The organism is Duganella sp. Root336D2, assembly GCF_001425005.1.
Classification (GTDB): Bacteria; Pseudomonadota; Gammaproteobacteria; order Burkholderiales; family Burkholderiaceae_D; genus Rugamonas.
Window position 1 is genome coordinate 73,510 of the sequence record NZ_LMDB01000006.1, and the last position, 14,780, is coordinate 88,289.

General features: G+C 61.9%; 9 protein-coding genes and 3 tRNA genes. 8 read left to right on the forward strand and 4 right to left on the reverse strand.

Going from position 1 to position 14,780, the window contains the following annotated elements; translation table 11 throughout:
* Window positions 1–222 precede the first annotated feature (222 nt).
* The 6 genes from lon to ASD07_RS08355 all read left to right on the forward strand — a co-directional run bounded on the left by lon (window position 223) and on the right by ASD07_RS08355 (window position 5,474).
* Window positions 223–2,631 (forward strand): endopeptidase La, encoded by a 2,409-nt coding sequence (gene lon, locus ASD07_RS08330; RefSeq protein WP_055927920.1) that lies wholly within the window; start codon window positions 223–225, stop codon window positions 2,629–2,631.
* A 221-nt stretch (window positions 2,632–2,852) separates the two neighbouring features.
* The gene (locus ASD07_RS08335) at window positions 2,853–3,125 is read left to right on the forward strand and encodes an HU family DNA-binding protein (protein WP_055927923.1); all 273 of its coding nucleotides are present in this window, start codon (window positions 2,853–2,855) and stop codon (window positions 3,123–3,125) included.
* Window positions 3,126–3,166: 41 nt separating this feature from the next.
* Window positions 3,167–3,242 (forward strand) — tRNA-Val (locus tag ASD07_RS08340).
* A gap of 33 nt (window positions 3,243–3,275) precedes the next feature.
* A tRNA-Asp gene (locus ASD07_RS08345) sits at window positions 3,276–3,352 on the forward strand.
* Window positions 3,353–3,375: 23 nt separating this feature from the next.
* Window positions 3,376–3,452: transfer RNA gene (locus ASD07_RS08350), tRNA-Asp, on the forward strand.
* 126 nt (window positions 3,453–3,578) lie between these two features.
* On the forward strand, window positions 3,579–5,474 hold the full coding sequence (locus ASD07_RS08355) for a SurA N-terminal domain-containing protein (RefSeq protein ID WP_082507211.1): 1,896 nt from the start codon (window positions 3,579–3,581) through the stop codon (window positions 5,472–5,474).
* 94 nt (window positions 5,475–5,568) lie between these two features.
* On the opposite strand, the gene mnmH is transcribed toward ASD07_RS08355, so the two are convergent.
* Both mnmH and ASD07_RS08365 read right to left on the reverse strand, forming a co-directional pair.
* Window positions 5,569–6,624: a tRNA 2-selenouridine(34) synthase MnmH gene (gene mnmH, locus ASD07_RS08360; protein WP_055927926.1), complete on the reverse strand. Its 1,056-nt coding sequence runs from the start codon at window positions 6,622–6,624 to the stop codon at window positions 5,569–5,571.
* Window positions 6,621–7,250: an arylesterase gene (locus ASD07_RS08365; RefSeq protein ID WP_156397939.1), complete on the reverse strand. Its 630-nt coding sequence runs from the start codon at window positions 7,248–7,250 to the stop codon at window positions 6,621–6,623. The genes mnmH and ASD07_RS08365 overlap by 4 nt, the downstream gene beginning before the upstream one ends.
* Before the next feature lie 4 nt (window positions 7,251–7,254).
* On the opposite strand from ASD07_RS08365, the gene ASD07_RS08370 reads away from it, so the two are divergent.
* Window positions 7,255–7,953 (forward strand): ABC transporter ATP-binding protein, encoded by a 699-nt coding sequence (locus tag ASD07_RS08370; RefSeq protein WP_055927934.1) that lies wholly within the window; start codon window positions 7,255–7,257, stop codon window positions 7,951–7,953.
* A gap of 4 nt (window positions 7,954–7,957) precedes the next feature.
* Here ASD07_RS08370 and ASD07_RS08375 read toward each other — a convergent pair whose 3' ends face one another.
* Entirely contained in the window at window positions 7,958–9,484 is a 1,527-nt protein-coding gene (locus ASD07_RS08375) for a bifunctional ADP-dependent NAD(P)H-hydrate dehydratase/NAD(P)H-hydrate epimerase (protein WP_055927937.1), read from the reverse strand.
* A gap of 54 nt (window positions 9,485–9,538) precedes the next feature.
* On the opposite strand from ASD07_RS08375, the gene ASD07_RS08380 reads away from it, so the two are divergent.
* Window positions 9,539–13,141, forward strand: coding sequence for a hydantoinase B/oxoprolinase family protein (locus ASD07_RS08380; protein ID WP_055927940.1), 3,603 nt, complete (start codon window positions 9,539–9,541; stop codon window positions 13,139–13,141).
* Here ASD07_RS08380 and ASD07_RS08385 read toward each other — a convergent pair.
* On the reverse strand, window positions 13,138–14,775 hold the full coding sequence (locus tag ASD07_RS08385) for a tetratricopeptide repeat protein (protein WP_055927945.1): 1,638 nt from the start codon (window positions 14,773–14,775) through the stop codon (window positions 13,138–13,140). The two genes, ASD07_RS08380 and ASD07_RS08385, sit on opposite strands and share 4 nt — an antisense overlap.
* Between the last annotated feature and the right edge of the window lie 5 nt (window positions 14,776–14,780).

Below are 14,780 nucleotides of genomic sequence, written 5' to 3' on the forward strand. Positions count from 1 at the left end.
TCCCTGAGGCAAGGCGTTACAATCGGTCTCAATAACCATAACGCCGGCTTCAGTCGAAAAGCCACTCGCGATCACTCGTCGCGCGTGGCTTTTTTTGTTCTGAATCGGCATTAAGTTAGAGTAAAACTGCATTTTCTCAAAGCAAATATAATTGCAGCATAGGGCTTGTGAATTGGCCGCTGGGGCCTATATCAGAATCAAGCTTTTAAAATAAGGTACGCCATGACAACTACCAAATTAACTGAGCAAACTCAACTGCCTCTGTTGCCACTGCGTGACGTAGTCGTCTTCCCGCACATGGTAATTCCGTTGTTCGTTGGCCGACCAAAGTCCATCAAGGCGCTCGAAGCTGCCATGGAGCAGGGTAAGAGCATCATGCTGGCGGCACAGAAAGCCGCTGCCAAGGACGAACCTTCGCCTTCGGATATTTATGAAATCGGCTGCGTGGCCAACATCCTGCAGATGTTGAAGCTGCCTGACGGCACCGTGAAGGTGCTGGTTGAAGGCGCCCAGCGTGCACGCATCAAGAAGATCACCGATAGCCCAACCCATTTTATTGCCGACCTGATGCCGCTCGAATCCGAGCAGGGCGATGAGTCGGAGATCGAGGCCATGCGCCGTGCGATCGTCCAGCAGTTCGACCAGTACGTCAAACTGAACAAGAAGATCCCGCCTGAGATCCTGGCTTCGCTGTCGGGTATCGACGATGCCGGCCGCCTGGCCGACACCGTGGCCGCCCACCTGCCGCTCAAACTTGAGCAGAAGCAGGTGATCCTGGAAATCATCGAAGTGTCGAAGCGCCTGGAGCACCTGCTCGGCCAGCTGGAAGGCGAGCTCGATATCCTGCAGGTGGAAAAGCGCATCCGTGGCCGCGTCAAGCGCCAGATGGAGAAGTCGCAGCGCGAGTACTACCTGAACGAGCAGGTCAAAGCCATCCAGAAGGAGCTGGGCGAGGGCGAAGAGGGCGCCGATATCGACGAACTCGAGAAGAAGGTCATCTCCGCCAAGATGCCGAAGGAAGCGCTGGAAAAGGCCCAGGCCGAGCTGAAGAAGCTGAAGCTGATGTCGCCGATGTCGGCCGAGGCAACCGTGGTGCGCAACTATATCGACACGCTGGTGTCGCTGCCATGGAAGAAAAAATCCAAGGTCAACAACGACCTGGCCAATGCCGAGAAAGTGCTCGACCACGATCACTACGGCCTGGAAAAGATCAAGGAACGCATCGTCGAGTACCTGGCGGTGCAGCAGCGCGTGGACAAGCTGAAGGCGCCGATCCTGTGCTTCGTGGGTCCTCCAGGCGTGGGTAAAACCTCGCTGGGCCAGTCGATCGCCAAGGCCACCAACCGCAAATACGTGCGCATGGCGCTGGGCGGCGTGCGCGACGAAGCCGAGATCCGCGGCCATCGCCGTACCTACATCGGCTCCATGCCGGGCAAGGTGCTGCAGTCGCTGTCGAAAGTCGGCGTGCGCAACCCGCTGTTCCTGCTGGACGAGATCGACAAGATGGGCGCGGACTTCCGCGGCGATCCATCGTCGGCCCTGCTGGAGGTGCTGGATCCTGAACAGAACCACACCTTCTCGGACCACTACATCGAAGTCGATTTCGACCTGTCCGATGTGATGTTCGTGGCGACCTCGAACTCGTACAACATCCCGCCGGCACTGCTGGACCGTATGGAAGTGATCCGCCTGTCCGGCTACACGGAAGACGAGAAGACCAATATCTCCTTGCGCTACCTGTTGCCGAAGCAGGTCAAGAACAACGGCTTGAAGGAAGAGGAAATCGCCATCAGCGAAGGCGCGGTGCGCGACATCATCCGCTACTACACCCGTGAAGCCGGCGTGCGTTCGCTGGAGCGCGAAATCTCCAAGATCTGCCGCAAGGTCGTGAAAATGCTGCTGCTGAAGAAGTCCGACAAGAAGGTCAGCGTCACGCCGAAAAACCTGGACAAGTTCCTGGGCGTGCGCCGCTACGACTTCGGCGTGGCCGAGAAAACCAACCAGGTGGGCCAGGTGGTCGGCCTGGCATGGACCGAAGTGGGCGGCGACCTGCTGACCATCGAATCGGTCAGCATGCCTGGCAAAGGCAACGTCATCCGCACCGGTACTTTGGGCGATGTGATGAAGGAATCGATCGAAGCTGCCCGCACCGTGGTGCGCAGCCGTGCCGCACGCCTGGGCATCAAGAACGAGGCCTTTGAGAAGAAGGACATCCACATCCACGTGCCGGAAGGCGCAACGCCGAAGGACGGTCCATCGGCAGGTATCGCGATGACCACGGCGATGGTGTCGACCTTCACCGGCATTCCAGTCCGTGCGGACGTGGCGATGACGGGCGAGATCACGCTGCGCGGCGAAGTGCTGCCCATTGGCGGCTTGAAGGAAAAGCTGCTGGCGGCGCATCGCGGCGGCATCAAGACCGTGCTGATTCCTGAGCAGAACGTCAAAGACCTGGCCGAGATTCCGGACAATGTGAAAAACAAGCTGGAAATCGTGCCGGTGCGCTGGATCGACAAAGTGCTGGAAGTCGCACTGGAACGCCAGCCGGAACCAATCACCGAGCCGGTGGCGGCGGTGGAGGTGCCGGCAGTTGCAGCGGCCGACGGAAGCAGCGAAGTAGTCAAGCACTAAACCGAAGGGCCGGTGTCCGACCCGTTGGGTCAGACACCGGTTTGCCGGTTTTAGCGGTAAAAAGGGCGCCAGAAATGGCGCCCTTTTTGTTTCATGACCCGATTTGCCCTTGACACAGTGCAACCCCGACCTGTTTAATACGGCCCTGAGATTTTTATACGCATCACAACGCGGCATAAAAAACGGTATAAACGATATAAACCTTTGTGACGGGGACTGTAATGAACAAGACCGAACTGATCGACCACATCGCGACTTCCGCTGACATCTCCAAGGCCGCTGCTGCGCGCGCCCTGGATGCTGTGATCGATGGCGTAACCACCACCCTGGCCAAGAACGACAGCGTCACCCTGGTTGGCTTTGGCACCTTCTCCGTGAGCGAGCGCGCAGCCCGTACCGGCCGCAATCCGCGCACCAAAGAAGAGATCAAAATCGACGCAGCGAAAGTTCCTAAATTTAAAGCTGGTAAAGCTTTGAAAGACGCTGTACAATAATGGCCTTCGGTAAGCAGCAATGCTTACCGGCCAGTTTAAGCGGGCGCTTAGCTCAGTTGGTAGAGCGGATCCCTTACAAGGATTAGGTCGGGAGTTCGAGCCTCTCAGCGCCCACCACTTAAACGAAATGGTGTACCTGTTGTGAATGCTGGAGCGGTAGTTCAGTTGGTTAGAATACCGGCCTGTCACGCCGGGGGTCGCGGGTTCGAGCCCCGTCCGCTCCGCCAGCAAACACATATGGCCACTACCTGGAGTGGTAGTTCAGTTGGTTAGAATACCGGCCTGTCACGCCGGGGGTCGCGGGTTCGAGCCCCGTCCACTCCGCCAGAATCCCGAGAAAGCCCCACAAGTCCAAAAGACGGTGGGGCTTTTTCATTTGCTATTGGAGCAACTGCCCTGTAAAATCGCGCGAGCAGTTTTCACGCCTCCTCTCTACGGAAAAAAATAGCTGACATGTTTGATTTTGTACGCACGCATCAAAAGCTGATGCAGATTATCCTGGCGCTCCTGATTGTGCCGTCGTTTGTGCTGGTCGGTGTCAGCGGCGTCAAGCTGTTCGGCGAAGACGCGAACACGATTGCCAAAGTGGCAGGCCATCCGGTCACCCAGCAAGAATGGGACAACGCCCAGCGCAACCAGCTGGACCAGCTGCGCCAGCGCATGGGGCCGCAGTTCGACCAGAAGCTGTTCGATACTCCCGAGTTCAAACAGAACATCCTGGACCAGCTGATTGCCCAGCGCGCGATGAACGCGGAAATCCGCAGCGCCCACCTGACCGCCAGCGAGCAGAAGGTGCAGGAAGCGATTACGACGCAACTGCCATTGTTCAAAGCTGACGGCAGCTACGACAAGGAACAATACCTGCAGATCCTGGCAGCGCAAGGCATGAATGCCGGCATGCACCAGGAACAGGTTCGCCACGACCTGGCCTTGCAGCAGGTAGCTACCGGCGTGGAACTGAGCGGCTTCGTACCGCGCACCGTTGCCAAGGCGATTTCCGATTTCGGTTCGCAAGAGCGCGAAGTGCAGGAACTGGCGCTGCCGGTTTCGCAATTCCTGCCGAATGTGAAGGTCACTGACGACATGGTGAAGGCCTTCTACGACAAGAACGCCAAGCTGTTCGAGATTCCAGAGTCGGCCAAGATCGAATACGTCGTGCTGAACGCGGAAGCCGTGGCTTCGCAAGCCAGCGCAAGCGATGAAGAAATCGCCGGCTACTACAAGTCGAACCAAAAGCGTTTCGCGGCTGAAGAAACCCGCCGTGTCTCGCACATCCTGATCTCTGCCGAAGGCGGTAAAGCTGCGGCGAAGACCAAGGCGGAAGCAGTGCTGGCCGAAGTTCGCAAGAATCCGGCCGACTTCGCGAAGATTGCTCAAGCCAAGTCGGACGACTCTGGCTCCGCAGCGCAGGGCGGCGACCTGGGCGTGATTGCCAAAGCCGGCAATGCGGCTGAAGCAGCAGCCCTGAAGATGAAGCAGGGCGAGATCAGCGACCTGGTGGAAACCGATTTCGGCTACCACATCGTTACCGTGACCGAGTTGAAGCCGACCCAGGTAAAACCGCTGGACGAAGTGAAGGGCGAGATCGCTGCTGAAATCAAGAAGCAGAAAGCCGCCAAGCTGTACTCGGACATGTCCGAACAGTTCACCGACATCGTGTTTTCGGATTTCGAAAGCCTGAAACCGGTGGCCGACAAGCTGAAGCTGAAGATCGAAACCATGGACGGCATTTCCCGCCAGCCCAACCCGATCCTGGGCGCAGCGCCATTCAACAACGCCAAATTCCTGAACGCCCTGTTCGCCGACGAAGCGCTGAAGAACAAGCGCAATACCGAGGCTGTTGAAGTTGCGCCGCAAACCCTGGTTTCTGGCCGCATCGTCGAATTCAAGCCTGCTTCCAAGAAGCCGCTGGCTGAAGTGGAAGCGGCGATCAAACAGCAGGTAGCGCTGGAAGAGGCCGTAAAAGCTGCGAAGAAAGCCGGTGAAGAGAAGCTGGCCGCAGCCAAGAAGTCCGGCGATGCTGCAGGCTTCGGCGAGGTGAAAACCATCTCCCGTGCCAAGGCCGACGGCATCAATCCGGCGGCTGTGGCGGCAGTGATGAAGGCTGATGCCTCCAGGCTGCCAGCCTACGTTGGCGTGGAAATTCCGGGCCAGGGCTATGGCGTGTACCGCATTGGCAAGGTCGGCCAGCCGGCAGAGCAGGACGCTGCCCGCCGCGAAGAAGAAGGCCAGCGCATCAACCAGATCGTCGCACAGCAAGAGATGACTGGCTACATCGATGTACTGAAGCAAAAAGCCAAGGTCAAGATCCTGCACCCGGTTGCAACGATCAAGAAGCAGGCCGAATAAGATACTGAGCGCTTAAAAAAAGCCGGTGTCCGTGAAAACGGACACCGGCTTTTTTCATGCCTGCCGATTTTCTCCGCCGGGAGGCTTGTCCTGCTTATGCGCCGTGCAGCTTGCGTGCCGCGGCGACAAAGGAGTCGGGTGAAATATCGGGCAGCGCAACTTCAATCGCTTTTTCGAACTGGACGAAATTACGGTCGATCGATTTGAGGTAAGCCGGGTCGTAGTGGTCCACCAGCAGTTCATCGACCAGCGCCGGCATGTCGCCGGCAAACGCCATCGCCTGCCAGCGTTCGATGCGTTCGCGACCGTGCAGTTGCACCAGGAACTCCAGCTGGGCGTTCAGGGCAGGGGCGTTGCAGGCAAAGTGCTGGTAATCCTCGATCAGCAGTTTGACGCGGTCTTCCCGCGAGACCTGCATGGAGATGCAGGGCGAAGCGCGCATGCGCTCCATCAGCGCGCCCGGCACCCGCAGGCTGCCGACCTTGCGGCTCTCCGCTTCGACAAAGACAGGCAGGCCCGGGTCATAGCGGCGCAAGCGGTCCCAGATTGAAGTCTCGAATGCCTTTTGCGAAGGCTGCGGCTGGCAGGGGATATTGCCCAGCACCGAGCCGCGGTGGGCGGCCAGCTGCTCCAGGTCCAGCACCTGGGCGCCGATTGCTTCCAGCGTATCGAGCAGGCGGGTCTTGCCGCTGCCTGTGGTGCCGCAAATGACGCGGAAGTCCAGTTCCGGGGTTTGCTCGAGCTGGGCGTTGATGGCGCCGCGGAAGGCCTTGTAGCCGCCATCGAGCTGCACCACCGGCCAGCCGATCTTGGCCAGCACCGTCGCCATCGAGCCGCTGCGATTGCCGCCGCGCCAGCAGTAGATCAAAGGCTTCCAGTCGCGCGGCTTGTCCAGCCACAGGGTCTCGATGTGGTAACCGATATTCTTCGATACCATGGCGGCGCCGACTTTCTTTGCTTCGAAGGAGCCGACCTGCTTGTACATGGTGCCGACCGCGATGCGCTGCTCGTCATCCAGCACCGGGCAGTTGATCGCGTTTGGCAGGTGATCCAGCGCGTATTCGGACGGGCTGCGTGCATCGATGATGGTGTCGAAATCGTCGAGGCGGGACAGGACATCTTCGATAGAGAGGATTTCTGGATACTTCATTTAGTTTTGAGTATTGGCTGGAGGTGGGGCCAGATATTGCCCAGGATGATAGGGTGGGCCGCCGCCAGCGGATGCAGGCGGTCCGGCTGGAGCAGTTCGGGCTTTTGGGCGACGCCGTCAAGCATGAACGGCGCAAGCGGCACTTTGACGTCCTTGCTGAGGATGCCGTACATGGCGAAAAATTTGTCGGCGTAATCGCGGCCGTAGTTCGGCGGCATCCGCATGCCGACCAGCAGCACCTGGGCACCGGCCTTGCGCGAGTCGTCCACCATGGCGCGCAGGTTGGATTCGGCGGCGGCGACCGGCAGGCCGCGCAGGCCGTCGTTGGCGCCCAGTTCAATGATCACGATATTCGGTTTGTGCTTGCTCAGCAGGGCTGGCAGGCGGGTGCGGCCGCCGCTGGTCGTTTCGCCGCTGACACTGGCGTTGACCACGGTTGCGGGCAGTTTCTGGTCCTTCAGGCGCTGGTCGAGCAGGGCAACCCAGCCGGCCCCGCGCGATATGCCATATTCAGCCGACAGGCTGTCGCCCACCACCAGGACGGTTTTTGATGCAGAATAGGCGTTCGTGGCGGCGCTGAACATCAGCATCAGCACCGCGAAGCAGCGGACTATATTTTTGAACATGACCATGCGTGATATTCCTCAATCCTCCAGCCAATTGGCCAAGGCGGCGATTTCCGTCTCGGGACTGGGCAAGCGGGTGGCCGACGCCAGCGGCGAACTGACCATCCTGCATGGAGTGGATTTTACAGTGCAAAAGGCGGAAACGCTCGCCATTGTGGGGGCTTCCGGCTCCGGCAAATCGACCTTGCTTGGCCTGCTGGCGGGCCTGGATACGCCCACCGAAGGCACGGTAGTGCTCGATGGGGTGGATATTTTCGCCCTGGACGAAGATGGCCGGGCTGCCATGCGCAAGGAAAAACTGGGCTTCGTGTTCCAGTCGTTCCAGCTGCTGCCTCATTTGACGGCAGCCGAAAACGTGATGCTGCCGCTGGAGCTGGCCGGCGATAACGCGGCGCGTGAAAAAGCAGAAGCCATGCTGGGTCGGGTTGGGCTTTCCGCCCGTTTGAAGCACTACCCCAAGTTCCTGTCGGGCGGCGAGCAGCAGCGCGTGGCGTTGGCGCGTGCCTTCGTGACTCAGCCTCCTTTGCTGCTGGCCGATGAACCCACCGGCAGCCTGGATGCTGCCACCGGCGAATCGGTGATCCAGCTGATGTTCGAATTGAACCGCGAACATGGTTCGACCCTGGTGCTGGTCACGCACGATACCCATATCGCTGCGCGCTGCGGGCGCGTCATTACGATCGCGGCGGGAAAGATCGCCTGATCCGTCAAGAGCCGTGGTGCGCGGCCAGCCGGTTGAGGGCAGTGCGGATGGCCGGAATCAGCTCGCTCGCTGTAAGGCCGATCGGCCCGGCGCCGTCGGCGACGAGGACGTCGGCTGCCATGCCGTGCAGCCAGACGCCGGCCAGTGCAGCCTCCCATTCAGGCCAGCCCTGCGCGAGCAGGCTGCCGCACAAGCCGGACAGCACGTCGCCGGTGCCCGCCGTGGCAAGGGCTGGATTGCCGGTGGTATTGACTGCAATGACGCCGTCGCGCGCGGCGATCACGGTTCCTGAACCCTTCAGCACGACGGTCGCCGCGAGGCGCTCGGCCAAGGCACGTGCCGCGGCCGGCCGGTCCGACTGCACCTCGGCGGCCGTAATGCCGAGCAGCCGTGCGGCTTCCAGCGGGTGCGGCGTCAAGATGCAGGGAAGCGTGCGTTGCGCCAGTTGTTTGCGCAGGGCTTCGGAGCCGGCCAGCAAATTCAGTGCATCGGCGTCCAGCACCACGGCGCTTTGGCTGTGCAGGGCGCTGGCCAGCATTTCTGCGCTTGCCGCCGAGCCGCCCATGCCGGGCCCGATCACCAGGACCGCGCTGTTGAAGTCATATTGCTGGGCGCTGCGGCACATCAGCTCGGGCAGGGCGGCATCGAAGGCCGGTGCTTCGCCGACGAAGCAGGCGTAGACCCGCCCCGCACCGCTGGTGAGCGCCGTGCGTGCAGCCAGGATTGGCGCACCGGCCATGCCGCGCGCCCCGCCCACGACAGCCACACTGCCATGGCTTCCCTTGTGCGAACTGTGGCGGCGCCTGCGTATGCAGTGTCCGAAGAGCGCTACCTCGTTCAGCCTCGCCCGCGATGCGGGGAACAGGCCGCGCTCGATGTCCAGGTCGCGAACGATGACGACGCCTGCATGGTCGCGCCCCTCCGCCGTGTGCAGACCGGGCTTGTCGCCGATGAAGGTGACTGTGTGCGTGGCGCGCACGGCAACGCCTGGCTCAACTCCGCCCACAATGGCGCCGGTGTCGCAGTCAAGGCCGCTAGGCACGTCCAGCGCGAGGATCGGGCAGGCCAGGCCGTTGACGGCAGTTACCAGCGCAGCAAAGCCGCCGCTGATCGGCCGTGCCAGACCGATGCCTAACAAACCGTCGACAACCAGCGTCCATTCAGTCGCTGCGGCCACGGTGCACGCGTCAGCCGCATCGTTGAAGTCAGCGAAGCGCGCAGGCGAGCTGCGGGCGCGCCGCAGTGCTTCGATGCGTTCTGCCGAGGGCGTGTCTGGCGGCGGAAAATGCAGGACCGTGACTTGCGCGCCCGCATGGCCGAGGTGCGCTGCTGTTTCGAGGGCGTCGCCGCCGTTGTTGCCCGGTCCCGCCAGCACCAGCACCCGGGCGCGGTAAACAGTGAAAGGCAGGAGGTCGAGCGCCTCGCTGGCGCCGGCCTGGCCAGCGCGCTGCATAAGCGCACCTTCGGGCAAATGCTGTGCCGCAGCGCGCTCGATCGCGCGGATTTCTGCAATCGTGAAGAGGGGCGTCATGCGGGGCATTCTAGCACTACAATACCTGCTTCACGATTAGAGCGAGGCGGCGCAATGGACTGGCAATTCTGGATCGACCGAGGCGGCACTTTCACCGATATCGTAGCCCGGCGGCCCGATGGAAGCCTGGCTACCCACAAGCTGCTGTCGGAAAGTCCTGGGCAGTACCGTGACGCTGCGATTGCCGGCATCCGCCATTTGCTGGGCGTCGCCGCTGGCGGCCCGATCCCGGTCGGGCAAGTCGGCGCCGTCAAAATGGGCACCACGGTCGCCACCAATGCGCTGCTCGAGCGCAAAGGTGAGCCGACCGTGCTGGCGATTACGCGCGGCTTCCGCGACGCCTTGCGCATCGCCTACCAGAATCGTCCGCGCCTGTTTGACCGCCATATTGTGCTTCCTGAATTGCTCTACCAGCATGTCGTGGAAATCGATGAGCGCATCGGCGCCCACGGCGAATTGGTACAGGCCCTGGATCCTGCGGCGGCGCGCACAGGCCTGCAGGCCCACTATGATAAAGGGTTGCGTTCGATAGCCATCGTCCTGATGCACGGTTATCGCTACACGGCGCACGAAGCGGTACTGGCCCAGATCGCGCGGGAAATCGGCTACACACAAGTCTCCGTATCGCATCTGGTCAGCCCGATGATGAAACTGGTGGCGCGTGGCGATACGACGGTGGTCGACGCCTACCTGTCGCCAATCCTGCGCCGCTATGTGGACCAGGTGGCCTCCGAACTGCCGGGCGTGAACCTGCAATTCATGCAGTCCAGCGGCGGCCTGACCGATGCTCGTACCTTCCAGGGCAAGGATTCGATCCTGAGTGGTCCGGCAGGCGGCATTGTCGGCATGGTGCGCGCCAGCCGCGCGGCTGGTTTTGAAAAGATCATCGGCTTCGACATGGGCGGGACGTCGACCGATGTTTCGCACTTCTCGGGTGAATTCGAGCGTGTGTTCGAAACACAGGTGGCGGGCGTGCGCATGCGCGCGCCGATGATGAGCATCCACACTGTCGCCGCGGGCGGCGGTTCGATCCTGCATTTCGACGGCAGCCGGTTCCGTGTCGGACCCGATAGCGCCGGCGCCGATCCAGGCCCGGCCAGCTATCGCCGCGGCGGCCCGCTGGCGGTCACCGACTGTAACGTCATGCTCGGCAAGATCCAGCCGGAGTTCTTCCCGCAACTGTTTGGCGGCGACGGCGCGCAAGCGCTCGATGGCGCAGCAGTGCGCGAAAAGTTCAGCGCGATGGCCGCCGCGATCCAGGCAGCCACAGGTGCACCATCGTCGCCGGAGCAAGTTGCCGAGGGTTTCATTGAAATCGCGGTCGGCAATATGGCCAATGCAATCAAGCAGATTTCCGTGCAACGCGGGCATGACGTCACCGAATATGCCCTGACCAGTTTCGGCGGCGCAGGCGGCCAGCACGCCTGCCTGGTCGCCGATGCCCTGGGCATGAAGACTGTCTTCATCCACTCTCTGGCAGGCGTACTGTCGGCCTACGGTATGGGCCTGGCCGACCAGACGGCGATGCGCGAAAGTGCCGTCGAACTGCGGCTGGCGCCCGAAACGCTGCCAGCGCTGGAGGCACGCCTGCAGGCGCTTGGGGAAGAAGCTGTGGCCGAGCTGCACGCGCAGGCAGTCGTCGACGAACGTATCAGCGTGGTGCGCCGCGCCCACCTGCGTTACGAAGGCACGGATTCAGCCTTGATCGTCCTGTTCGACTCCATCGACGGCATGAAGGCGCAATTCGAGGCCGCATACCGCAAGCGCTTTTCCTTCCTGATGTCCGCCAAGGCGCTGATCGTGGAGGCCGTCTCGGTGGAGGCAATCGGCAAGTCGGATGCGCCACCGGAGGCCGCTCCCCGGCAAGCGCCGCGCCACGCCCCGCTGGCGCCATCGCAAACCGTGCGCATGTACAGCGCCGGCCAGTGGCACGAGACGGGACTTTTCAAGCGCGATGCGACCCGGATCGGCGACATCGTCAAAGGCCCGGCCATTATTGCCGAAGCCAACGCCACGACGGTCGTGGAGACCGGCTGGCAAGCCGAAGTGACGCCGCAGGACCACCTGGTGCTGACCCGGGTGCAAGCGCTGCCGGTACGTCGCGCCATCGGCACCACGGCCGATCCGGTAATGCTGGAAATCTTCAACAACCTGTTCATGTCGATCGCCGAGCAAATGGGCCTGCGCCTGCAGAACACGGCTTACTCGGTCAATATCAAGGAGCGCCTGGACTTCAGTTGCGCCATATTCGACGCCGAGGGCAAGCTGATTGCCAACGCGCCGCATATGCCGGTGCACCTTGGTTCGATGGGCGAAAGCATCAAGACGGTCATGCGCGGGAACGCCGGCCGGATGCACCCCGGCGACGTCTATATGCTGAACGATCCGTATAACGGCGGCACCCACCTGCCTGACGTCACTGTTATCACGCCGGTGTTCGACGAGGCGGGAAGCGAAATCCTGTTCTACGTCGGTTCGCGCGGCCACCATGCCGATATCGGTGGCAGCACGCCCGGATCGATGCCGCCCGATTCGCGCAATATCGAAGAAGAAGGCGTCTTGATCAACAACTTCAAGCTGGTCGACGGCGCTTCCGGCGGCCAGCTGCGCGATGCTGAAGCGCGCGCCTTGCTGGCCGGCGCGCGCTATCCGGCGCGTAATCCCGACCAGAACATGGCCGACTTCCGGGCCCAGGTCGCGGCCAACCAGAAGGGCGTGGAAGAGCTGAGCAAGATGGTCGCGCACTTCGGCCTCGACGTGGTGCGTGCCTATATGGGGCACGTGCAGGACAATGCGGAGGAGGCGGTGCGCCGCGTGATCAGCGCCTTGCGCAACGGCAGCTACGAACTGAAACTCGATAACGGCGCCGTGATCAAGGTCGCCGTTCGGGTCAACGCGGCAGAACGCAGCGCCGAGATCGACTTCAGCGGCACTTCCGGGCAGTTGGAGAATAATTTCAACGCGCCGTCCGCGGTGTGCATGGCGGCCGTGCTGTACGTATTCCGCACCCTGGTTGACGACGACATTCCGCTTAACGCGGGCTGCCTGAAACCGCTGCACGTGATCATCCCGCCGGGTTCGATGCTGAACCCCCGCTATCCCGCATCGGTCGTATCTGGCAACGTTGAAACATCGACCTGCATTACCAACGCGCTGTATGGCGCGCTAGGCGTGCAAGGCGCCTCGCAGGGGACGATGAACAACTTCACCTTCGGTAACGCGAAGCACCAGTATTACGAGACGATCAGCGGCGGCTCCGGCGCTGGCGATGGTTTCAGCGGTACTGACGTGGTGCAGACGAATATGACCAACTCGCGCCTGACCGATCCGGAAATCCTGGAATTCCGCTTCCCGGTACGCCTGGAAAGCTATGAGATCCGCCACGGTTCCGGCGGCGCGGGCCGCTGGCATGGCGGCAATGGCGGTGTGCGCAAGGTGCGCTTCCTGGAACCGATGACGGCCGCCATCCTGTCGAACAACCGCATCCATGCGCCGTTTGGCATGGCCGGCGGCGAGGCGGGGGCGTTGGGCCGCAATGCGGTGCTGCGCGCCGATGGCAGCACCGAGCAACTGGGCCATATCGGCAAGACCGAGATGCAGCCCGGCGACATCTTCGTCGTGGAGACGCCGGGCGGAGGGGGATTCGGGCCGGCCTAGGCGGTGGTGGAAATACCGTACTTGCGCTGGGTGCCCGAATACTGCATCAACACGGCCTCCAGCGCGGGGCTGCCGGCGTCGAGTCGACGGATGCGGTCGATCAGGGTGCCGGCCTGGTCGCCCAGCGGTGCTTCCCAACCCAGTTCGTCCAACTGGCGCAGGATCGCCTGCACGGCGGCATACAGTACCTTGAGGTTGCCCGGCGTGCGGCGCAGGGCCTGGTGCAGCGTCGCCACCGCAGCGCGGTGGTCGCCCTGGCGCGCCATGGACTCGGCCTCGGTAACCAGTTCCTGCATGACGTTGTCGATCTTTTCGCCGACGCCCTGTGCCAGGTCGTGGCGGCCGGCTTTCTCGAAGACGCTGACAGCTTCTTCCATGGTGATCGGTTTTTCGTTGTCGTTCATCATATGCATGACGACATCCGCGGCATCCTTGTCCAGCCGATGCTTCAGGCAGGAATCGACCAGGCCGATGCGCAGGCGATTCGACAGGCCGCGTGCCATGCCCACCGCAGTCACCGCATTCGACAGCTCGGAGGCGGCTTCGGTCGCGTGCCCGGTTACGTCCAGCAGCAGGGCAGAGGAAATATGCTTGCACACTTCCGTATTGGCGCTGGCGCGCAGCGTGCGCTCCATATCGCGGATCACGCCGGAGGCCTGGTTGACGTCGCCTTTGCGCACCAGTGCGCGCACCAGGTTCACATGGTCTTCGGGATCGCGGAATTCGGAATAGCGGGCCTTGGCCACCACCTGGCGGAATGCCTTTTCGGCTGCCGTGATATCGCCGGTGCCGTACGCCACTTCGCCGAGGTGGCGCAGGCGCCGCACCATATTCGGCGACATCGACACCGCGTCTTCCAGGATTTTCTTGGCCTGCTGCGACTGGCCCATGGCCTCGTAGGAGCGGGCCAGCAGGTCATAAGCCGCCATCATGTTGGGGTTGGCTTCGAGCAGGCGCTCCAGCGTGCCCATTGCGTCGGCATAGCGCTCGAGGCCGAACTGGCAACGGGCCAGTCCGAGTTGCGCCCAGCCGGTAGGACGCCCAACCAGGATCGCCTGGTAGATCAGCTCCGCTTGCGCGAGTTCGCCGGCTTCGTAATGGAGTTCGGCGCGCAGGCGGGCAAATTCCGTGACGTAGCGCGGATTGGCCGCTTCAGCTTCCTGGCAGGCGTCGATGGCTTCGCGCTGCTTGCCTTGTGCGATAAACTGGTAGATCGGCATGAATACCGCCCGCCGATCCACGGCGCGGCCGATGCGCTGCATCAGGCCGTCGACGGTGAAGGGCTTCAGCACATAATCGGTCGGCGTCAGTTCAGCGGCGCCAATCACCTTGGTCTGCACCGCTTCCGATGTCAACATGATGAAGATGGCCGAGCGGTCGATCAGCTTATGGTGGCGCAGGTCTTCCAGCAATTGCTGGCCATCCTGGCCGTTGTCGTCATTGCCGCTGCCAAGGTCATATTCGCACAGGATGACGTCAAAGCGTTTGTTGGTCAGTTGCCGGATCGCCGTACCGGAGCTGACGGCATACTCGATGCGCGTGATCGAGGCCTGGTTCAGCATATTGTGCAGGTTGCCCCGCATCGCCGGGTTGGGGTCGATGATCAGCACCGACAGGTCGCTATACGATTGCATTAACT

Excerpts from the sequence above, each read along its gene's own strand:
- ASD07_RS08385 (WP_055927945.1), bottom strand. The coding sequence starts at position 14,775 with ATGCAATCGTATAGCGACCTGTCGGTGCTGATCATCGACCCCAACCCG.
- lon (WP_055927920.1), top strand. The coding sequence starts at position 223 with ATGACAACTACCAAATTAACTGAGCAAACTCAACTGCCTCTGTTGCCA.
- ASD07_RS08370 (WP_055927934.1), top strand. The coding sequence starts at position 7,255 with ATGCGTGATATTCCTCAATCCTCCAGCCAATTGGCCAAGGCGGCGATT.
- ASD07_RS08335 (WP_055927923.1), top strand. The coding sequence starts at position 2,853 with ATGAACAAGACCGAACTGATCGACCACATCGCGACTTCCGCTGACATC.
- ASD07_RS08365 (WP_156397939.1), bottom strand. The coding sequence starts at position 7,250 with ATGTTCAAAAATATAGTCCGCTGCTTCGCGGTGCTGATGCTGATGTTC.
- ASD07_RS08380 (WP_055927940.1), top strand. The coding sequence starts at position 9,539 with ATGGACTGGCAATTCTGGATCGACCGAGGCGGCACTTTCACCGATATC.
- ASD07_RS08355 (WP_082507211.1), top strand. The coding sequence starts at position 3,579 with ATGTTTGATTTTGTACGCACGCATCAAAAGCTGATGCAGATTATCCTG.
- ASD07_RS08375 (WP_055927937.1), bottom strand. The coding sequence starts at position 9,484 with ATGACGCCCCTCTTCACGATTGCAGAAATCCGCGCGATCGAGCGCGCT.
- mnmH (WP_055927926.1), bottom strand. The coding sequence starts at position 6,624 with ATGAAGTATCCAGAAATCCTCTCTATCGAAGATGTCCTGTCCCGCCTC.